Annotated in this window: 18 protein-coding genes; 6 read left to right on the top strand and 12 right to left on the bottom strand. The window is 53.2% G+C overall.

The features are described 5' to 3' along the window. Nucleotides 1-15 precede the first annotated feature (15 nt). Entirely contained in the window at nucleotides 16-798 is a 783-nt protein-coding gene (gene asd, locus ACX93W_RS09365) for an archaetidylserine decarboxylase (RefSeq protein ID WP_459392101.1), read from the bottom strand. A 126-nt stretch (nucleotides 799-924) separates the two neighbouring features. On the opposite strand from asd, the gene ACX93W_RS09360 reads away from it, so the two are divergent. Beyond that, complete coding sequence (locus ACX93W_RS09360; RefSeq protein ID WP_459392100.1) at nucleotides 925-1608, top strand: HAD family hydrolase; 684 nt, start codon at nucleotides 925-927, stop codon at nucleotides 1606-1608. Between the two features lie 89 nt (nucleotides 1609-1697). Here the strand turns inward: ACX93W_RS09360 and ACX93W_RS09355 are convergent, their stop codons facing one another. The 6 genes from ACX93W_RS09355 to ACX93W_RS09330 are packed head-to-tail and all read right to left on the bottom strand — an operon-like array spanning nucleotide 1698 to nucleotide 8418. Then, nucleotides 1698-2792, bottom strand: coding sequence for a YheC/YheD family endospore coat-associated protein (locus ACX93W_RS09355; RefSeq protein ID WP_459392099.1), 1095 nt, complete (start codon nucleotides 2790-2792; stop codon nucleotides 1698-1700). Continuing rightward, nucleotides 2749-3246 carry an N-acetyltransferase gene (locus ACX93W_RS09350; RefSeq protein ID WP_459392098.1) on the bottom strand — a complete coding sequence of 166 codons (498 nt, stop codon included), beginning with the start codon at nucleotides 3244-3246 and terminating at the stop codon, nucleotides 2749-2751. The genes ACX93W_RS09355 and ACX93W_RS09350 overlap by 44 nt, the downstream gene beginning before the upstream one ends. A gap of 22 nt (nucleotides 3247-3268) precedes the next feature. Then, nucleotides 3269-4402, bottom strand: a complete 1134-nt coding sequence (locus tag ACX93W_RS09345; RefSeq protein WP_459392097.1) for a YheC/YheD family endospore coat-associated protein — start codon at nucleotides 4400-4402, stop codon at nucleotides 3269-3271. Further along, the gene (locus ACX93W_RS09340; RefSeq protein WP_459392096.1) at nucleotides 4402-5775 is read right to left on the bottom strand and encodes a YheC/YheD family endospore coat-associated protein; all 1374 of its coding nucleotides are present in this window, start codon (nucleotides 5773-5775) and stop codon (nucleotides 4402-4404) included. The genes ACX93W_RS09345 and ACX93W_RS09340 overlap by 1 nt, the downstream gene beginning before the upstream one ends. After that, nucleotides 5772-7019, bottom strand: a complete 1248-nt coding sequence (locus tag ACX93W_RS09335) for a YheC/YheD family endospore coat-associated protein (RefSeq protein WP_459392095.1) — start codon at nucleotides 7017-7019, stop codon at nucleotides 5772-5774. The genes ACX93W_RS09340 and ACX93W_RS09335 overlap by 4 nt, the downstream gene beginning before the upstream one ends. Before the next feature lie 13 nt (nucleotides 7020-7032). Further along, nucleotides 7033-8418 carry a YheC/YheD family endospore coat-associated protein gene (locus tag ACX93W_RS09330; RefSeq protein WP_459392094.1) on the bottom strand — a complete coding sequence of 462 codons (1386 nt, stop codon included), beginning with the start codon at nucleotides 8416-8418 and terminating at the stop codon, nucleotides 7033-7035. Between the two features lie 260 nt (nucleotides 8419-8678). Here ACX93W_RS09330 and ACX93W_RS09325 point away from each other — a divergent pair, with 260 nt between their 5' ends. Further along, nucleotides 8679-9062 (top strand): hypothetical protein, encoded by a 384-nt coding sequence (locus ACX93W_RS09325; RefSeq protein WP_459392093.1) that lies wholly within the window; start codon nucleotides 8679-8681, stop codon nucleotides 9060-9062. A 120-nt stretch (nucleotides 9063-9182) separates the two neighbouring features. Here ACX93W_RS09325 and ACX93W_RS09320 read toward each other — a convergent pair whose 3' ends face one another. Continuing rightward, nucleotides 9183-9530, bottom strand: a complete 348-nt coding sequence (locus ACX93W_RS09320; RefSeq protein WP_459392092.1) for a helix-turn-helix domain-containing protein — start codon at nucleotides 9528-9530, stop codon at nucleotides 9183-9185. A gap of 179 nt (nucleotides 9531-9709) precedes the next feature. On the opposite strand from ACX93W_RS09320, the gene ACX93W_RS09315 reads away from it, so the two are divergent. After that, nucleotides 9710-10192, top strand: coding sequence for a hypothetical protein (locus ACX93W_RS09315; protein WP_459392091.1), 483 nt, complete (start codon nucleotides 9710-9712; stop codon nucleotides 10190-10192). A 311-nt stretch (nucleotides 10193-10503) separates the two neighbouring features. Next, the gene (locus ACX93W_RS09310) at nucleotides 10504-11859 is read left to right on the top strand and encodes a DRTGG domain-containing protein (RefSeq protein WP_459392090.1); all 1356 of its coding nucleotides are present in this window, start codon (nucleotides 10504-10506) and stop codon (nucleotides 11857-11859) included. Nucleotides 11860-11892: 33 nt separating this feature from the next. On the opposite strand, the gene ACX93W_RS09305 is transcribed toward ACX93W_RS09310, so the two are convergent. From ACX93W_RS09305 to ACX93W_RS09295, 3 genes are all read right to left on the bottom strand, one after another. Further along, complete coding sequence (locus tag ACX93W_RS09305; RefSeq protein ID WP_459392089.1) at nucleotides 11893-12201, bottom strand: YtpI family protein; 309 nt, start codon at nucleotides 12199-12201, stop codon at nucleotides 11893-11895. A 75-nt stretch (nucleotides 12202-12276) separates the two neighbouring features. After that, complete coding sequence (locus ACX93W_RS09300) at nucleotides 12277-12750, bottom strand: hypothetical protein (protein WP_459392088.1); 474 nt, start codon at nucleotides 12748-12750, stop codon at nucleotides 12277-12279. A gap of 45 nt (nucleotides 12751-12795) precedes the next feature. Next, nucleotides 12796-13122, bottom strand: coding sequence for a YtrH family sporulation protein (locus ACX93W_RS09295; RefSeq protein ID WP_459392087.1), 327 nt, complete (start codon nucleotides 13120-13122; stop codon nucleotides 12796-12798). A gap of 103 nt (nucleotides 13123-13225) precedes the next feature. Here ACX93W_RS09295 and ACX93W_RS09290 point away from each other — a divergent pair, with 103 nt between their 5' ends. Beyond that, nucleotides 13226-16792 (top strand): DNA polymerase III subunit alpha, encoded by a 3567-nt coding sequence (locus ACX93W_RS09290; RefSeq protein WP_459392086.1) that lies wholly within the window; start codon nucleotides 13226-13228, stop codon nucleotides 16790-16792. A gap of 108 nt (nucleotides 16793-16900) precedes the next feature. On the opposite strand, the gene ACX93W_RS09285 is transcribed toward ACX93W_RS09290, so the two are convergent. After that, complete coding sequence (locus tag ACX93W_RS09285; RefSeq protein ID WP_459392085.1) at nucleotides 16901-17230, bottom strand: hypothetical protein; 330 nt, start codon at nucleotides 17228-17230, stop codon at nucleotides 16901-16903. Nucleotides 17231-17680: 450 nt separating this feature from the next. Between ACX93W_RS09285 and ACX93W_RS09280 the strand changes: the two genes are divergently transcribed. Further along, nucleotides 17681-19294, top strand: coding sequence for an extracellular solute-binding protein (locus tag ACX93W_RS09280; RefSeq protein WP_459392084.1), 1614 nt, complete (start codon nucleotides 17681-17683; stop codon nucleotides 19292-19294). Nucleotides 19295-19377 lie beyond the last annotated feature (83 nt).

Here is a 19377-nt window from a genome sequence, read left to right as displayed (position 1 = left end):
CAGCGTCCTTGGCGTCTAGATCAGATCGCCCAAGGGATCTCCCATTTTTACCCGTGCCCCTGTGCGGAGTCCTTCCCCTGGCAGGAAGGTTCCGTCCTCCAGCAGAAGGACAACCGTCGATCCAAATTGAAAATAGGCCAGCTCATCGCCTTTCACCAGCGTATCGGACGTTGGCTGAACATACTGAATGCTGCTGACGTTCATCGCGCCTACCTTCACAACGGCTGCTTCCCCGCCTTGATGGCGGATATAGGTGATCAGCCGTTCGTTGCGGCTAAGCACGCGCGGCATATGACGCAGCCCGAAATCGTTGACAGGATATACCTTGCCCGGCAAATGCACCCGCTCTACCACATTCCCGGATATGGGAGTATGGATGCGATGATAATCTCTGGGACTCAGATATAAAACCATATAGTAGCCGTTCCGGTAATGGGCGGCGCGGGGCGAACCTCCCAGAAGCTCGTCAATGGAGTAGTCCTGGCCTTTAACATTAAGGATGGTGCCGGCTTGTATGTCGCCTGCGCCTGTTATCAGCGCATCGACCGGGCTGACGACGGAACGGGTGCCGGAGTGGATGATGCGTTTGCCGGGTTTTAATCTGCGCGTAAAAAATTCATTAAGCGTCCGGTATTGCGCAAGCTCCTTTTCCGCTTCTTCCACGGGAATGCCATATATTTTGGCAAAGCGGGGGATCATGTGGCGACTGAGCGAAGACTGGGCAAATCCGCCCGTCAGCCTGGAAATCCATTTGCGCGAGCTGAGCTCGGTGAGGGCGCGTAACAGCGGTTTGTTCATAGCTGTTGCCTTCACATCCTTTCATTGGCTAAACTGTAACTGGATATGTGTATGTATCAGTGTGGCACAAGAGCATCATTTTATCAATAGAAAAAGGATAGGGAAGATGGAAGGAGTGTCAACCCGATGAATGGGATAGGAAAGGGCCGCCCGCTGGCGCTTATTTTTGACATGGACGGAACGTTGTTTAAGACCGATACGCTGCTTGAGGTTGTGCATGAGCGGGTGTTCGCCACGCTGCGCGAGGAAGGGCTGTACAAGGGGGAAATCCCGCCGCTGGATGCTTTGCTTTCTTGCCTCGGCATGCTGCTGGATGATTTATGGCGCAAGCTGATGCCGGATTGCAGCCGTGAAGCGAGGGAACGGGCGGATGTGCTGCTCCTGCAATACGAGCTGGAGGAGCTGGCTGCAGGCCGAGGGGAGCTGTATCCCGGCGTTAAAGAGACGCTTGAAGTGCTTAAAGACCGTGGCTTCAACCTATTTGTGGCCAGCAACGGCCTGGAGCATTATGTCAAGGGCGTGGCGGAGCATAAAGGAATTGCTTCGTTGTTTGACGGCGTCTACAGCGCAGGAGAATTTGGCACGTCCAGCAAGGTCGATCTGGTGGCAAGGCTGCTGAACGATCATAATCTTCAAGCTTCGCCGGAAATTTGGATGGTCGGCGACCGTTCCTCCGATGTGGAGGCGGGCAAGACCAATGGCCTGACGGCGGTTGCTTGCGCATATGCCTCATACGGCAAAGATTCTGAATTGAAGGACGCGGATATTTTTATCGCGGATTTTAAAGAATTATTGAAATTGACGGCATAAAACGTAAAGTATGCATTTCGTAAACAAGCGCTAGGGGCAGTGGTTGCAATCATGCAATCCCGCTTCCCCAAGCGCTTTTTTTGTATTTCTTATTTTTGCTTATATTTCCACAGTGCGTATTCCAAAGGTCGGATGATCGCATTTCGGTAAACCTCGGTTTCACCGGCGCGGCTGAACACCTCTCGCGCGGGCTTGGGATTGACCTCAATCATCCAGATGCGGCCATTTCGTTCGATGGCGATGTCGATGGCCAGCTCGCATAAAGCGCCATAGCAAAGCTCCAGGTATTGCGCGATGCCAAGACCGAACCGTTCCACTTCCTGCTTGATGGCGCTGATCCGGCTTTCGTCCTGGATCCAGTCTTTCAGCAAAACATCCATTCTGACAGCGCGCCCGCCGCCATGCAGATTGGCCGTAATGCTGCCAGGAGCGCCAATACGTCCCGCGCAGCCCGTCACCTTCCATTCGCCGCCGCCGTCCTTTTGCACCAGAAGCCGGTAATCATGGACCCGCCCGCTGCTTAGCTTAAGCTGTATGCCTTGCTGGACAATGTATTTGGTATTCGGCTGGAGCCATGCCGCAAGAAAGCGGTTCAACCGTTCCGGCAGCACTCTTCTGGGCGTAATCATTTCTCTCGTCGGCGTTCTGCCTTGTAGAAGCAGTCGTCCTTCCCGGCTTCTCTGAATTCGGAGAATGCCTCGTCCACCCGTTCCGTTAACGGGTTTTATATAGACGATCGAGCAGCTTTTCAGCATATCCTTCACATCGCGAACGCTTCCGTATAAAACGGTTTTGGGCAGATAGGAGCTGAAGCGCGCGTCTTTGGCGAGCATGGCGTGAATCGCCCATTTATTGCGAAGCGGACGGTTCAGAAATCCGCCTTCCTTATGGCGGGCCCTGAATTTCAGCAGCTGCTCGTAGCGGTGCGAGGTCTGGATTCTGCTCCGGTCAAAAATGAGAGGGGGAAGCGGCGTCCATTTGCGTGACCACAAGCCGGTTGCGGGATTATAGAACAAGCCGTGGACGCGGCCTTTGCCCTCATTCACGTCCTGAGGAGTAAACACGAACACCTGCAGGCCAAGCTTCCGTCCCTCTACGGTCATCTTCTGATAAATATCCCGTTCCTCCAGCGCCCCGGCATCATTGAGGTAAAGCGTCAGAATGCCCAGAACAGGCTGACTCATGCCGAATTCCCCTTTCAAAACGGAGCGTCGATTTGCCGGTTGGCCCTCTGTGAATGGATACGGCTTTCATGCCGAGACCAAAGCAAAGGGCCATGCTGGGAATGTTGTCGGAGGCGACATGGCAAGCGAGAAATCCAAGCCTCGCTATTAGCGCCTTCATAATCGTGGTGCCGCCGCCATGCCTGCGCGCGTCGGGATGCATCACGAGCAGGCAGCCGCCGTCACCGCCGTCCGCCGCGAATCCGATACCGGACAAAACGCCTTTGCTTTTGATAACCACTACCGCCGCGCGCGCATAACCGTTATCGCCGATGTCGAGCCAAGAGGAGTCCAGTCCCCGCATCGCGCGAAGCGCGGCCAGCGTTATCCGTTTTTCTCCAAATCTGAGCACAAAGCGGAACAGCTTTCTTCGTTCCCTGGCCCAGCTATGAGGTGTGAGATAGAGCAGTTCCATGCTGTGAACCTCCCGCCGATTCTCATTTTTTTCGGACCAGAAAAGCGCTGTATTGAAAAATCCGCTCCAACGACTTCTGCCGGATATGCGGTTCGTCGAATTTCATCGGCTTGGAATTGGCTTCGAAAAACCAAAGGTTTCCATTGCTGTCGATGCCCAAATCCATGGACATTTCGCCCAGCCGCTGGCCGGATGCGCGTTCGATTTGCCTGGCGATCAGGAGTGACGTCGTTTTAGCCTTTTGCAACAGCATATGAGCGCGTTCGGCATTGAATGAGTAGGTCAACAGCTTTTCCGGATCATCGATCCGCCCGCCGCGCGGAACATGGGTCGTAATGCTGGAAGCTCCGGCAATGCGGGCGCCCATTCCCGTCACTTCCCATATGCCGCGCCGGTTTTTCTGAACCAGCGCCCGCAGGTCGAACCGCCTGTCGTTGAAGGAGGCCAGCTGGATGCCTTGCTGGGCGATGTAGGCATCGCCCCCGCTTTGCTTCTGAATGCGGGCCCACAGCTTCTGAATGGACGCGCAGTTGTAGGTGGAGCTTCGTTTTTCCTCCTGGATTTTCAGCCGGTACGGCAGCGCCTTTTCACCATGCACTCTGACGGTCATGATGCCTTTTCCCGCTTTGCCGCTCTCCGGCTTTAGATAGAGATAGACATGCCGCCGCATCATTTTATCCAGACCGCTGACGCTCATGAGCCGGCGGGTGCTTGGAATATAAGGTCTTGTCGTTTTGGAACGGCGCAGCCATCCAAAGAGATCCCATTTATTGAAGAAAGAAGGGTTGAAAATGGCCACTCGGGCATGTTTGCGGCAAGCGTTGATTTTGCCCCGAACGGCCGGCGTCATTTCATCCTCGCGCTGCGGAATCCGATTGTAGATAATGTCGGGAAAGGGCAGCGAAGCTTTTTGCCAGCCGCCGTGCTCCTTGCCGTAGACAAAGCCGGACAATCGCTTGCGGCCCAGGCTTAATTGTTGGACGGGCAAAACATAGACGAGAAACCCCATGTTCTGCCCCGTCGTGATCAGATCGGCAAAATTGCTTCGGTTGCCCCGGAATCCGCCGTTTCCATCGGATACGGTCAATATGGCCAGCACAGGAGCGCGGCCCGGCGACTCCTTAGTGGTTGCCATTTCCTCCTGAACGGTGTTCATCAGCCTTTCCCCCCTTGGAAGCGGCTCAGATATAGACAATGCTCCAGAATATAGGAGACGGAAGCCCTGCCTTCGGAGCGAAGCGCCGGATGTTTGAAGATGGAGCGGCCCGGCTTGGCATTGGCTTCGAACATCCATACATTGCCCGTCTTGTCGATGCCGATGTCCAGTCCCAGCTCGCCGAGACGATGCGGGTAGTTGCGCTCGATTGCCTCCGACAGCTTGACGGCTACGGCTTTGGCCTTCTGCAGAATAGCCCCTGCGCCATCGCCGAAGGTACGGCTGAGCGCATGCTCCGGCGTCATGAGCGAGCCGCCGCTTTTAATATGGGTCGTCACGCTGCCGCGGCCGGCCTTTTTGGCGCCGATGCCTGCCGGAACCCATTGGTTGCTTCCGTTTTTGTGCATGTGAAAACGAAAGTCCAGCGGACAACTGTCGATTTCCACCAGCCGAATTCCCTGTTGGGCCACATATTGGCTTATCCGGCTTCCTAACCTCGCCTGAAGCATGCGCATCAGGCTTTGGAAGCTGCTATAGCGAACCAGTACATTTTCGCTGCCCCTGCGGTAACGGGCAAAGTAGCCCCTGCGGGGATGATGCGTCAGCCGGTAGATGCCGATGCCGAGACTTCCGCCTCCGGGCTTGAAATAGAGAAACTGGTATTTATCCAGCATTTCCTTTATTTTGGCGGGGGTGGGATTGGATACGGATTCCGGCAGGTGAAGCAGCGCTTCGGGATCGTTGTCGAGCAAGCGGTAAACATCCGCTTTATTCAGGAAGCTCCAGTTGAACAGCGGAATTTGCCGTTTCACAAACCGTTCCCTGACGGCGCTTATATAGGATGATGTTTCCGCTTTGCGGTTGGGAAGCCGGTTGTAGACGACATCGGGCAGAGGCACTACTTTGCGGTACCAGCTTCCTTGGGCATTAAGAAAATAGCCGTTGACCGTCTCCTGCTGCCAGTTGATGTCGCTCGGCGTAAAACCGAACATATAGGCTTTGCGGTCGCCGGTGCGAATCACTTGCTTGATAAACCCGGAACGGGTGCCGAAGGGATAGCTTTCGCCCGCATGGATGCTGTCTGTCAGAATGCCGACCAGCGGCCCCAGCTTGATCTCGCCCAGGTCGTTGCTGAGAAGATAGATATTGCCGGATTTCGGAACCTTGATCGACTGGCGCACGCCAGCCGACAAATAGAGGTGATTGCCGGAACGCTTAAGCGGCTTGATCGTTGCGGTCAAAACCTCGTTGCCCAGCTTGAGCTGGATGGAGCCTTTGCCGGCAAGACGGAGCTGCTGGATGAGCGGTCTGGACAAATAGACGACTTTATCGGATTGTTGGGAAAAATGCACGTTGCAAGTTGTCAAACTCATCGATGAACCTCCTGAACGTTTAAGGCCGCAGCCCCTTTCCGAATGGGAATGTCTCGGTGGTTGGCACGGCCGGTTGCGGACTGGCTGGCTGGTAAGACCGGCATGGAACGACCCGCCAGATAGCGGGCATACAACAAGGGTCGGAGGGCGGACAAAGCCTGCGCTTCAGCATCTCCGATGTGACGGAACGACTGCCTTCCGGGTTTGGAGTTGGCCTCCAGCAGCCAGACTTTCCCGGTTGGCTCTACACCGAAATCAAAGGCAAGCTCGCAGAACCGGCCAAAGGCTTCTTCGATGCTGCGGGCAGCGCGGCTGCTGGCTTCCATGATGAGGTCCAGCAGCTCGCGGGATTTCTTCACCCCAAAATGCCCGCCTAGTTTGGATAAAGCAGGCTCCGCTTCGCCTCCTCCATGCAGGTTGGAGGTCAATCGGCCGGCTGCTCCGATTCGTGCGGCTGCTCCGGTGAAGCTCCATGCGCCTTTTTCGTTCTTTTGAAGCAGGACGCGTATATCAAATGGCCGATTGTCGGCGTCTCTGAGCGGCAGGTAAGGCTGAAGAAGATAGGTTGTTCCTTTAGTCCAGCGCTCCAGCCAGGCGGTTAAACCCTCCTCGTCTGGAAACAGCCCGCGAACATCGCGATTGCTGCGGTTTTTTCCTGTTATGGCATATCCCTTGCGCAAGAGGAGCGGTTTTAAGGCAATAATGCCTCTGCCTTGCATGCCGGCTGCGGGCTTAAGCACAAGGCCTTGCGGATAACGCTTGAGCAGGGCGGGCAGCGGTGCGGCGGAACGGTAGACCATGGCGGGAGGCAGGAGCGGAGCAAGCTTTGGCTGCTCCTTCAGCCTTTGAAGCACCTCCAGCTTGGACGGCAAGCTTCCGTTCAGCCATTCCCATCTCTTGTGAAGGCGAAGCTGCTCAAGCATTGCTGCGCTGCTTCGCTTCTCCGCCGAAGTGGCCGGAAAACGGCGGTCCAACAGAAAATCGGGCAGCGGAACGGACCGGCGGATAAAGCGATCTCCCTTCAGACACAGGCCAAAAAGCTTGCCGGATGCCCCGTCAAAGTCATGTGCCGAGAAGGCGAATGCCGCCATTCCGAGCTGCTCAGCCGCAGCGGCTATTTCGCTGCACAGCAGTGGTTCGGCCATGTCCGAGCCGCAGCAGTCCCGTTTCTGTTCATCTTGTCTGGCTGCAGGCCGCAGCCTGGGAGAATACAGGATGCCAACAACCGGTCCGTTATGTTGCATGCCGCCCACCTCCTCAGAAGCCCGACAGAAACCGGGCGTATTGAATCATCATGCGGACGGAAGGCCTGATTTTTCCTTCCGTCAAAGGCGTATTGTCATTTTTGGACGGCTTGGAGTTAACTTCCAGAAGCCAGACCCGGCCACTGGTGTCCAGCGCAAGGTCAATGCCGAGCTCGCCGAAATGCGCGGGAATTTGCGCTTCGATGCCTTGGGCGATTGCCAGCGCCGCCTGGCGCAATCGCTGTGCGGCGCCTTGGCCGCCTATGCCGCTGGTCACGTTGCTTTTGACGATAGCCGCGCTGACGGTGCTAAGCGTTCCGCCTCTTGCCAGATTGGAGACAAAATGCTGATTGCCCGCAGTCCGCGCAACAATGGAGGTGATCATCCATTTGCCGGTTCCGTTTTTTTGCGCCAGCGCCCTGAAATCGACGGGGCGTTTGGCCGCTTCGATTAATTGCAGACCTTGCTGAATCTGGTAGCGGACCGTTTTCATTTTGAGCGAAATGGCTCCGTACAGCTTGGATAAGGTCGGGTACACCTGCTTGCGCGAGCCGGACGGAGTAGCGTGGAGCGCCTGGTAGCTCTCGCCCTCCAGATGGGAGATCCGGATAATGCCTTTGCCGAGGCTGCCTCGGACGGGTTTGAGAAAGACGTGGGTATACTTGCTGCACATGCCTTTGAAGACGGCATAGTTGTTCAGCAGATGCGATTCCGGCAAATAGCGGGCAAGGCTTTTGTCTCCTTTAAGCGCGTCGAACACTTCGGTTTTATCCAGAAACTTTTCATTGAATACAACAGTGGCATGGTGTTTGCGTGCATCTTCAAAAAAATGCTGAACGGCCGGACTGTTCTCCAGCTTGCGAGAGGTAAGGCGGTTGTTGACAATGTCGGGAACCGGCATGTCGGCCTGCTTCCAATTGCCTGCAAAGTGCCAGCCCTGCACATTGTCTCCGCTGCGTCCAATGCCTCCGGGCGTGAAGAAATAGACGCAAGCTCCCTGAGCTTTGCATGCCTCTACAAGCTCGCGGCAAAAAAGCGTGATGGAGCCAAAAGGCCTATCGGGAGAGCCGGGTTCATCTCTGCTGATTAATACGCCAATCAGGGGGCCAAGGCTTAGCGTGCTTGTGGCGGCCCGGTAATGCATGCGCAATGAAATGCGGGATTGGGAGGATGCGAGAGGCAAAGCCATACGGCCTGCAAGTGTGCTGCTCATGCGCATTCCTTCCAGGCGCGGTGATGGAATTACCTTGACATGCTGGCGGAAACCTCCGAATTTCAGCTGGATATGCTGGCCTTTGGGGATTTTCCAATGCCGGACAAAGCTGTCTCCCAGCATGATGGTGTCGTCCGGCAGCACGCCGGAGCCGGCGACCCCAATGGCTACCTTTGTTTTAAGCATTTGAAATCTCCTTCCGGACCTGGAAAAAATCCAAATTGTGCCGGGGATCTATAGGTGTTTGCACGAATAGTCCATCATATGAGGGCGCCGGAAGGTTTGTGATTCCGAGTCATAGCTGTGTAATTCCATGCATACAATGGCAGGGAGCATGGACAAGGCCGGCAACAGGTGACGATTTTGGGCACATGAAATGGATCGCTTTAGAAACCAGTCGGTAAATCCGTTGATAATGGGTCCGGACTGCGGAAGGAGATGAAGCAATGGCGGAACGGGAATCGGGAAAAAGGCATCGCAGCGGAGCGTTGGGAAGAGAACGGGAAAGAAGCGCGGCGGGGGAGAAAGACGTGACTGGCAGCAAAGCTCAAAAAACGGGTCGGGGCAAGTCCGTTTTTTACTTAATTGTGGCAACTGGCATGCTGCTGTACGGCATGGGCGCGATGGAGCCCGGAGGCGCCGGGCAGCGCGGGCAATCGCTGTTTTGGCTGGTCTGGCTTGCTTTTGCGGCTCTCATCATCGCCGGCAACGCCAATGCGATCTTGATGAGCAACGAAAAAAGACGCCGATTGGCGCAATTAAAGGCCTATAGAGCCCGGCAGAGAGAACGTGTATTGGAGAAGCTTTTGATGCGAAGAGACAAGGCATAGGGAAACCTTGCATAAGGGCAGATTGGACCTTTATACGAGGGAAAGGCGCTACCGGAGTCACTGGATCAGTGAGCCGGAAGCGCCTTTTTGACATGTCATGTGAACAGCGTTTCCGTCAAATCAGTCCAGCTCTTTGAACTGGACAAGCTGTTTGACGAATCTGTAAACCGCTTCCTGCTCTTTAACGCTCATGCCGTTAAGCTGGTGAGCGATTTTTTCAGAGACGCGATTAGAGGCTTCGGACTGCTCTGTATGCTCATCGATTTGTACGAGTTTTTCCAGTGGCGTCCCAAGCGCGGAGGCGATTTTGCTCAATACGTCGATTGTTGGATTTTTTTCGCCTCGTTCGACCTGCCCCATATAAGAGGCGTTAATATCGGCACGAAGTGCAAGCTGCTCTTGGCTAAGCCCGCTTGATTTGCGCAGTGCGCGAATATTGTCCCCAATCTTTACACCGATGTCGCTCATTATGTCACCTCAGCCTAACGATAGAGCTTTGCCCTGACAGCAACAACGTTATATAGTATGTATCTAAAAACATGTTTATAGTCATTGACTGCTATGTGGATTATTTAATATAATTAACATAAAAATTACATTTGTGTTAGAATGGTGGAATAAACAAAATGGGGCAAGGTGGCACAGGCATGATGATTGAGGAGTTTGATTTTTATCGCAAGGTTCGGACTTATTATTGCAATATTTATTTTGAATTGCTGTTTACCTATCGCTTTGCGCATCGGCTCAACAAAACGGCCATGGCCCGCGGATCATTCGGCTGTTCAGTCAATTACCATACCCAAACTGTGGAATACACCATGCAGCTTATGACGGACGTGATTGAAAGGCCCTTCAGTGAAAGCGGAGCATTCCTGTTTTCGACCATCTATGAGGCAATACCCCCTCAGCGCATCGAATATCATGATTACCCCATCCACAAGCTTCGTTATAAAGTTCCGATTGATTACGATTGGCAGGCCTTTATTGAAGAGGGCGCCGCATCCGCCATTAATCTCCACACGATAGGCGCGTTGTTTAAAAAGTGGAAAATAAAAGATGACAAAGACCGCGAGGTTGACGCCCATTTCAAAATCACAAAACTAACGGTGGATTGGAAAGGCGTCAGCTGATGCTGCTTGCCCGTGTCTCGCGGCGCGGTCCTTTTTGTAACGAACCGGTCATTTACCTTGAGCGTTCTTCTTCCGCCAATCTCGCAAATCTCAAATGCGGCTTCCTTGCAAATATGTGCTTTCTTCGACGCTGCCAGCAGATAAAGGTGTCTGGATTGCTTCTAATGTCTGCCTCGCATCAACGCTTTCCTACAAAAATATTGTCCGTTTTTTGTCATAAGCAGATTCTTCGGCCGATCTTGCCCAAACATACTCTTTTGAGCGCCAATCCGTTATAATGAGTGGAATAATGCGGCAGGGAGGAAAGTCATTTGAATGATGCTCATGGAAACATCGGAGGCGGGAACACAAAGCATGAGCTGATCTTGCAGCATATCCAGAGTCTGAAGATCGGAACCCAGATTTCGGTTCGGGCGGTTGCCAAAGAGCTTGGGGTGAGCGAAGGAACGGTATACAAAGCGTTTAAGGAAGCGGAAGTTACCGGCCTGGTCAGCACCAAGGAACGGATCGGCACTGTGCGGATCGGACGGAAAAAACGCGACTCGCTGGATCAGCTTACCTTTGGAGAGGTAGCTCAAATCGCTGAGGGCAGATTGTTTGGCGGCGTAGACGGGGCGGAGAAGACACTGCATAAATTTGTGATTGGCGCAATGGAGCTGGATGATATGTTGCGTTATATCGACCAGGGCAGCCTGTTGATCGTTGGCAATCGCGCCGGCGCGCATCGCTGCGCTCTGGAGCAAGGAGCGGGCGTGCTTATTACCGGCGGCTTTGAACCCAGCAGTGAAGTGATCGAGCTGGCGGACAAGCTGGGACTGCCGGTGCTTTCCTCGCGTCATGACACCTTTACAGTCGCCTCCATGATTAACCGGGCGATGTTTGACCGGCTGATCAAACGCAAAATCATGCTGCTTGAGGATATCGTGACGTTTGGCCGTCCGGCGGATGTGCTTCGCGCTGGCGGCAACTTAAGACAGTATCATCATTTATGTCAATCAACGGGTTATTCCCGGTTTCCGGTTGTGGACGAAAGAGGCCGGGTCGTAGGTATGATGACGGGCAAGGATGCTGCGGGAAGCGAAGCCGATACGCCAATCGACAAGGTGATGACGCGCAAGCCGATTACGGCGGCGCCCAATATTACAGTGGCGTCTGCGGCGTATACAATGGCGGCGGAAGGGATCGACCTGTTGCCGATCGTTGATCGCCACAGAAAGCTTCTTGGCGTTGTGACGAGGCGGGAAATTTGGGATGCCATGCGTTTTGCCGTCAAGCAGCCGGAGTCGGGAGAAACCTTTGAAGACCTGATGTGGTCGGGTTTTATGCAGCATGAGGAGCGGGGAGCGGACGAAGTTGCAATCAGCTACAAGGGAAGCATAACCCCGCAGATGACAGGCGCGCTTGGCATGGCTTCGGAAGGGCTGCTGTCAACACTGATGGCCCAAGGGGCGCGGAGAATGATTCGGGAAATCGGAAAAAGGGATTTTTTGCTGGAGAGTATGACCAGCTTTTTTGTCAGGCCGGTTGGCATCGATGCCGAAATTACGATCAAGCCAAAGGCGATGGAGCTGAGCCGGAAGTTTTCCAAGCTTGAAATCGAGCTTCTGGATCATCGGGGATTGGCCGCCAAAGCGATGCTGACGGCCCAAATGATCGACCCTTATTAGGGGGTGCAAAAAGCGACACTGCGGCTCCGGGGATCAGTTGTCCTTGCTTTGCGTTTTTGCCAGATAGATGCCGTGGTTGCGCAAACCCGCAAATACATTAAACAATCCGATGACGCCAAACAACGCCCCGATTACGATCCTCAGCGTGGATTCGCCGGACAGGAATAGCTGGACGGCCGCGATAAAAATCAGCATGGCTCCCATCGCGATATTGGTCCGGGCTTGATAAAGACCGCGATTGCCGGGTTCCTGAGACCGGCGCGTCTTAATGCTGTAAAAAGCGGAAAACCCCAGGGAAATCAAAATGAGGGGCGAAAGCACCCACGAAATCATTTGGTCCATTGGCGTCAAGCGACCTCCTATTTAATTTTGTGACATTATTGTATCATGTTTGTCACAAAAATGCGTTGGCAAACGTCAGGATGAAGGCGCTTTGGCCAAAAGCTTGGCTTGAACCCAAATTTGCATCACGTTGTCAGCAAGCAGCACGGTTTTTAGTTCCGCGGAGTAGTCTTTTCCGTTAATATCCATATAGGCTTTGCGCTGGAGCAATAACCGCGCAAGCTTGGCGTCGGAGTCGATGTCATAAATGCTTCTGCCCAGAAAAATGGACAGATCCTCCTTCAGTTGTCTTAGCAAAACGGTTTCCGATGACTTGTCCAGCGAAGTGCGGTCCTGGGAAGTTGTCCCTTCCTCCAGTCTGATCTGGATGCTTTTGATGACAGTATGCTGAGATTTGTACTGATTAAGAGAATGAAGATCCTTTTCGTATTGTTCTATCTTTTCGCGCAAGCTGCTGTTGGCATTATAGATAGCTTCGAATTTCGCCACGGACAGGGAGTTCAGAATGGCGGCGCCGACCAGCATGCCCGTCAAAAACACCCCGACCATCCCCATCATCCTCCAATATTTCTCAAAGAGGGGCAGCCTCATATCTCACACTGCTCCCTTGCACATCAGTTTGACCAGCTCCGTTGCGACATGCGCTCCCAAAAAAGCAAAGACGATAAAAGCGATTTGCTGGGCGGCCGGCGACAAATGCCCTGCGGAAATATTGCTTTCGATTACCCGAACAGGATCGATAGAGCCGCCGATTGCGGCAACAATCGCCCATATTTTAAGCCGCAGCGCCGTATCCAGCATGACGGTTGCCGGCGGAAGCAGCATAAAGACGGAACCAACCCCCGCAAGCATAGCCCCGCCCATCACAACGCCAAACGCAATAAAAAAATCCAGACCCGCTTTGGATAAAAAATACGACATGAGACAACCCTCCTCCTCACCATTGTATGGGCGTGCCCGTCCTCAATATGATAAAATGAATAAACTAAAGATTGAATTGCAGGAGCGGAAAGGGAGGGGACGTATGGCCGGCGAAACGGAGGTTTCATTTGTCCATTTGCATGTACACAGCGAATACAGCCTGCTGGATGGAGCCGGCCGTATCGCGGATTTAACGGCGCGCGCAGCCGCGCTTGGCATGAAAGCGCTGGCTCTTACCGACCACGGGGTGATGTACGGAGCGGTGCCGTTTTACCGCGCCTGCAAGGCGCATGGCATCAAGCCGATCATCGGCTGCGAATTTTATATGACGGCGGGTTCGCGTTTTGAGAAAGGCTCGCGCAAGGAGAATCCGGCCTATCACCTGATTCTGCTTGCGAAAAATGAAACGGGATACCGCAATTTAATGAGGCTGAGCAGCATCGCCCATTTGGAGGGCTTTCATTATAAACCGCGTATTGATATGGAAAGTCTGGCGCAGCATGGCGAAGGTCTTATTTGTCTCAGCTCCTGTCTGAAGGGCGAGGTGTCCCAGCATTTGCTCTATGACAGACCGGATGAAGCCAAGGCGGCTGCGCTTCGGTATCGCGATATTTTTGGCGAGGATTATTATCTGGAGCTTCAGGACCACGGCATGCTGGACCAGAAGAAGGTAGCGGCGGCGATGATCCAGCTTTCCCGGGAGACGGGCATACCGTTGGCCGCAACCAATGACGTGCACTATCTGCAAGCCGAGGACGCCGAAATGCAGGATGTGCTGATTTGTATCGGTACGGGCAAAACGGTTGAGGACGAAGGCAGGCTCAAGATCGGGACGAATCAGCTTTATTTGAAAAGCCCGGAGGAAATGGCGGCGTTGTTCCGTCATGTGCCGGAAGCGCTGCGCTCCACTGTGGAGATTGCGGAAAAATGCAATCTGGAGCTGACATTGGGGCGTGCGGCGCTGCCGCAATACCGGCCGCTGCCGGACGGCTTGGATTCAACCGGTTATTTGGCGCAGCTGTGCAGAGAAGGCCTGGAGCGCCGTTATGGAGAAATTCCGGACTGGAAGGACGATGCCTTTCGGGCTGGCGTCCGGGAACGTCTTGCCTATGAGCTTGGCGTCATCGAAAAAATGGGCTATAGCGATTATTTTCTGATCGTTTGGGATTTTATCCGTTATGCGCATGAACAAGGCATACGAACGGGGCCTGGACGGGGTTCCTCTGCGGGCAGCCTTGTTGCGTACGTTCTATGGATTACCGATGTGGACCCTATCAAATATAAGCTGTTGTTCGAACGTTTCCTGAATCCTGAGCGTATCACAATGCCGGATATCGACATCGACTTTAACGATGAACGGCGGGATGAGGTTATCTCGTATGTTTCGCAAAAATACGGCGAAGGCCATGTAGCCCAAATTATTACGTTTGGAACAATGGCCGCCAAAGCCGCTGTGCGCGATGTGGGACGCGCGCTAAACGTGCCGTTCCATGAAACGGACCGGGCAGCCAAGCTGATTCCGCAGCAGCTTGGCATCACGCTGGAGGCCGCTCTGCGCAGCAGCTCGGAGCTTAATGAGGCATATGAGCGCCAGCCAAGAACAAAGGCGCTGCTGGACATGGCGATCAAGGTAGAGGGGATGCCGCGTCACGCTTCCACGCATGCTGCCGGCGTTGTCATTTCTCAAGAGCCTTTGACCCATTATGTACCGCTTCAGCAAGGCGGGGAAGGCATACCTCTCACGCAATATTCCATGGAGCATCTGGAGGCCGTAGGTTTGCTCAAGATGGACTTTCTGGGTTTGCGTACCTTGTCTATTATGGAACGATGCCTGGTTTGGATTCAGGAGTTGTCGGGGAACGGGGTGGATTTCCGGGATGTTTCGGATTCCGACCGCAAAACCTATGAAATGCTCAGCAGAGGCGACACAACGGGGATTTTTCAACTGGAGTCCTCCGGCGTTCGCCGCGTGCTGCGCGAATTAAAGCCTTCCGGCTTTGAGGATATCATATCCGTTCTGGCGCTGTATCGGCCCGGTCCAATGGAATTTATACCAAAGTTTATCGCCGGCAAGCACGGCCATGTTGCAGTGGAGTACCCTCATCCTTCGCTGGAGCCTATTTTGTCCGATACGTACGGCATCATTGTATATCAGGAGCAAATTATGCAGATTGCTTCCCAAATGGCGGGGTTTTCGCTGGGAGAAGCCGATCTGCTGCGTCGAGCGGTATCCAAGAAAAAACGCGAGGTGCTGGACGAGGAGAGAGAGCATTTTGTCCGGGGCAGTCTGGAGCAAGGGTTCTCCGCCGAGGATGCAAACGCGGTTTACGATATGATCGTCAGGTTTGCCGATTATGGATTCCCACGCGCACATGCCGCCGCTTATGGCGTTCTGGCGTTTCAAACGGCTTGGCTGAAGGCCCATTATCCCGTGCCGTTTATGGCGTCCATGCTGGCATCGGTGACGGGGCATATGCGGAAGACGGCAGAGTACGCCGAAGAATGCCGGAGGATGGGCATTCCGGTGCTGCCGCCCGACGTCAATGAAAGCGGCGTATCCTTCACGCCGGTGCAAGGCGCTATCCGCTTTGGGCTGGCCTCGATCAAAAACGTCGGCACGCAGGCTATCGATTCGATTTTGCGAGAACGTCAGGAGAAGGGTTTTGAAAGTCTGCTGGATCTCTGCAAACGAGTCGATCTGCGGGTTGTAAATAAAAGGGTGCTGGAAAGTCTGATCCAGGCGGGGGCTTGCGACAGCCTTCCGGGCCATCGAGCCCAATTGCTTGGGGCGCTTGGCGAAACGTTGGAGGCCGCCCAGAAGTGGCGCAAGGACCGGGAAGAGCTGCAAATCGATTTGTTTGGTTTTGAAGAGGTGCAAAATTGGGACGTTGAGCTTCCTCCCATACCGCCTCTGCAAACCTCGGAGCTGCTGAATCTGGAGCGCGAGCTGCTAGGCATCTACCTGTCGGGCCATCCGCTGGATGAAGCAGCCGAAAGGTTTGAGCCGCTTCAGCTTGATCGGCTTGTGGATTTATTCGACGCGCCGGACGGCACGGTCGCCGTATTAGGCGTTATGGTTGCGGGACGGAAGCCGTTTACGAGCAAAAAAGGCAACGACATGGCTTTTCTCGAGCTGGAGGACAGGGTCATGCGTGTTGAAGCCGTTGTTTTTCCAAACGTGTGGAAACGTTATGGCAGCTTGCTTGACAAAGAAGCCATCGTTATCGTGCAAGCGACGGTTCAACAGCAGGATGAAGATTACAAACTCCTTGTGCAGGAGGTTGTTGCTGTCGACCATGCATCGAATGAGCAGCTTGCTGCTCAGACCAGACGTTTAAAGCAATCTGCCAAAAACCGCAGTTTCGCTTCTTCGGGCACCAAAGAGGATTCGCCTGGCAAGGAAAAGCTGCAGAACAGGCAACCAACTCAAATCAAGGGGAAACCACAACGCATGTACATCAAAGTTATTGCCGAATTGGAGAGGCCGGATGTGCTGACAGAGCTGAAAAAGCTATTGCTGTCCCATAAGGGACCTATGGAGACGGCCCTATTCTATGAAAGCCGGAGCAAAACGATAGCGCTAAGCTCTGATTATGCTATTACTCCTTCTCCAGAATTAATGGGAGCGGTGGAATCTTTGCTTGGTTCGGGAAATGCAATCATTAAATAGATAGGTTTATAAAACAACTGGACAGTGAAAGGTTCGATATCCCCTCATTTTACGGGAGGATCTCAAGAAGAGCTTTTGACTGTCCAGAGTCATTCTATACCTTTTATTTCAATCAAGTTCAAACCATGTAAATAGACCATCATTCTTTCTCGTTTCTTCCTCCATCTGTTCCCTCCAGATACGGCCCTCTTCGCCCCAAATGTGAAACAGGCAATAGATATAGGCTTCTCCGTCCGCAACCTCATCCAATCCGGAAGGCGGCTGCCCCCATACTTCAAGAGCTTTCGGCCAGGCTGGATCATCACGTACCAAAATAAAACCGTTGGCATGGCGCTCCAGGGAATACCTCTCGTTAAAGGTTAGTGCGCTTGCCAGACGTTTTACGACTTCAGGCAAAGTTGCAGACTCCGCTGATTTCATCCCGTACTCCCAACCCATTTTGTTAAACCTCCTTCACATTGACATTATACATTCCGAGAAATGAAATTCAATTTAAAGGGAAGACCCGAGCCCGACCATTGTCTCTCAGTTTTTATCTCGGTCCCTCGGTTGAAGTCAAGCATTGATTTATGGTTTGGGCCTCAAAAGAGGCTTTTTTTTGCGGGAAAATAGTTTGTTTAGACGAAAATCGTTTATAATGTCAGATAAATTAACATAAATCCAGTGAAAATAATGGGGTGAAAATGGTTTATTGTGCTCCTGATAACTTTCATGTGATACTTTCTAACATCGAGGGCGAACGAAATCGCAAAGCAAACAAACACAATCAATCTTCTCTATTTAAGCAGAGGCTGATGTGAAGCCGAAACGCGGTGGGAAGCAAGTGGTGAGTTTTGCGGACAGCCGGAGATGATAATAAGAAACCGAGAAGGGGCAAGGTGATGACAAATGACTGAAAGCATGTTGAAAAAATGGGCGCGTCCTGCGCTCGCCGTAACGCTGGCATCCTCATTGCTGCTTAGCGCATGTTCTTCCACTACGAAGGAGGAGACGACGGGGAGCGGCAACGGCGCCGCATCCGGAGAAACCACAACATTAAAGGTGGAAATCTTCGATCGGGGCAATGCGCCTGCCGGCTATACCATTACGAACAGTTATTTGACCAACCTTGTCCAAGAGAGATTCGGCACGCCAAACAATATTAATGTGGAATTTGTACCGGTGCCGCGTTCAGAGGAAACCCAGAAGCTCAACGTATTGATGGCGAGCAAAAGCGAAGTGCCCGACATAGTATTTACGTACGATTCCGGAACGTTTAACCGTTATGCGGAGCAAGGCGGGCTGACCGATTTGTCCGGCTTGCTGGACCAGTATGCGCCTAATCTGAAGACGTTTTTGGGCGGAGATACGCTTGCATACGGCCAATACAAGGGACAGCAGTTTGCCATTCCGGGAAGACGCCTGGTATTGGGCAAATATGCCGGGTATGTGCGCCAGGACTGGCTGGACAAGCTGGGGCTGCCGGTTCCGCAAACGACTGAGGAGCTCTACGAAACGCTTAAAGCGTTTAAGGAAAACGATCCGGGCGAAACAGGCGGCCGCATTATCCCCTTCGGCGTAAGCCTTGCAGCTGCCCAATATGAACCGCTCGTATGGTCCTTTATCGAGCCTATGACCGATGAGCAGCGTTATACACTGACGCAACAACTAGGCTCCAGCGACTATCCGACGCTTTTGCCCGGCTTTGAGGATGCTCTCCGTTTCATGAACAAGCTTTTCAATGAAGGCTTAATGAGCAAAGATTTTGGCCTGGACAAGGACAAGAAACAACTCTGGCAGGATATGCAAAACGGTCTCGTCGGATTTTATACCGAAGATGCAGGGGAGCTTTATTTCAGCGCCAACGGCGGTTACGAAAACCTGCAGAAAAACGTGCCGGGAGCCGTCATGACTCCAGTCGACGCGTTTACGAATGCCGAAGGCAAACATGCCAAACCAGCGTATGCGCCTAACGCTATGTACGTGATGATTCCGAAATCCAGCAAAAATGTAGAAGCGGCGCTCAAATATTTGGACTGGATGGCTTCCGGAACAAACCTGTTTGATATCCAATACGGCATTGAAAATGAAAACTTTACTCTGGTTGACGGAGTGCCCGTTGTTAAAGCGGATGCTACGCAAGAGGCGAAAGACCGGATCTACAACTTTGGCGATATCGCAATCATCGTAAACGGCAAATTCGCCGGCGACGACGTGAAAAACGAGTCGGCCTACATTGCCCAAACTCCGACTGCTTTCCAGGCCGACATGCGCAAATCGGTTGAAATCTCCAATACCGACAACATTCAACCGGTTCGTTTTGACCATCCAATCGCGGCGGAAGCCAAATACGGCAACGCCTTGTCGGATAAATTCGAAGAAATGATCGTTAAGCTGACTATGGTGAAGCCGGAGCAGTTCGACAGCACGTTTGAAGCCATGCTGAAGGATTATATGGCGAGCGGCGGCCAGGCTATTCTGGACGAGCGCACTGAGGCTTACAAAGCAATGTCCGGCAAATAACACAATAGCGGCGCGGGGCCAGTCTCCGAAACTGGTTCGAAGGTTTGTCCCCGCCGCCGCTTCCCAATCCCCCGCGAGGAGTG

The sequence above is a fragment of the Paenibacillus sp. CAU 1782 genome (assembly GCF_054551715.1).
This window is presented reverse-complemented; position numbering and strand designations above follow the sequence as displayed.

Bases quoted from the DNA above. Each gene is read 5' to 3' on its own strand.
- ACX93W_RS09340 (WP_459392096.1), bottom strand. From the start codon at position 5,775: ATGAGTTTGACAACTTGCAACGTGCATTTTTCCCAACAATCCGATAAA.
- ACX93W_RS09305 (WP_459392089.1), bottom strand. From the start codon at position 12,201: ATGGACCAAATGATTTCGTGGGTGCTTTCGCCCCTCATTTTGATTTCC.
- ACX93W_RS09350 (WP_459392098.1), bottom strand. From the start codon at position 3,246: ATGGAACTGCTCTATCTCACACCTCATAGCTGGGCCAGGGAACGAAGA.
- ACX93W_RS09315 (WP_459392091.1), top strand. From the start codon at position 9,710: ATGATGATTGAGGAGTTTGATTTTTATCGCAAGGTTCGGACTTATTAT.
- ACX93W_RS09290 (WP_459392086.1), top strand. From the start codon at position 13,226: ATGGCCGGCGAAACGGAGGTTTCATTTGTCCATTTGCATGTACACAGC.
- ACX93W_RS09325 (WP_459392093.1), top strand. From the start codon at position 8,679: ATGGCGGAACGGGAATCGGGAAAAAGGCATCGCAGCGGAGCGTTGGGA.
- ACX93W_RS09280 (WP_459392084.1), top strand. From the start codon at position 17,681: ATGACTGAAAGCATGTTGAAAAAATGGGCGCGTCCTGCGCTCGCCGTA.
- ACX93W_RS09335 (WP_459392095.1), bottom strand. From the start codon at position 7,019: ATGCAACATAACGGACCGGTTGTTGGCATCCTGTATTCTCCCAGGCTG.
- ACX93W_RS09300 (WP_459392088.1), bottom strand. From the start codon at position 12,750: ATGGTCGGGGTGTTTTTGACGGGCATGCTGGTCGGCGCCGCCATTCTG.
- ACX93W_RS09295 (WP_459392087.1), bottom strand. From the start codon at position 13,122: ATGTCGTATTTTTTATCCAAAGCGGGTCTGGATTTTTTTATTGCGTTT.
- ACX93W_RS09320 (WP_459392092.1), bottom strand. From the start codon at position 9,530: ATGAGCGACATCGGTGTAAAGATTGGGGACAATATTCGCGCACTGCGC.
- ACX93W_RS09355 (WP_459392099.1), bottom strand. From the start codon at position 2,792: ATGAGTCAGCCTGTTCTGGGCATTCTGACGCTTTACCTCAATGATGCC.
- ACX93W_RS09345 (WP_459392097.1), bottom strand. From the start codon at position 4,402: ATGAACACCGTTCAGGAGGAAATGGCAACCACTAAGGAGTCGCCGGGC.
- ACX93W_RS09285 (WP_459392085.1), bottom strand. From the start codon at position 17,230: ATGGGTTGGGAGTACGGGATGAAATCAGCGGAGTCTGCAACTTTGCCT.
- ACX93W_RS09360 (WP_459392100.1), top strand. From the start codon at position 925: ATGAATGGGATAGGAAAGGGCCGCCCGCTGGCGCTTATTTTTGACATG.
- ACX93W_RS09330 (WP_459392094.1), bottom strand. From the start codon at position 8,418: ATGCTTAAAACAAAGGTAGCCATTGGGGTCGCCGGCTCCGGCGTGCTG.
- asd (WP_459392101.1), bottom strand. From the start codon at position 798: ATGAACAAACCGCTGTTACGCGCCCTCACCGAGCTCAGCTCGCGCAAA.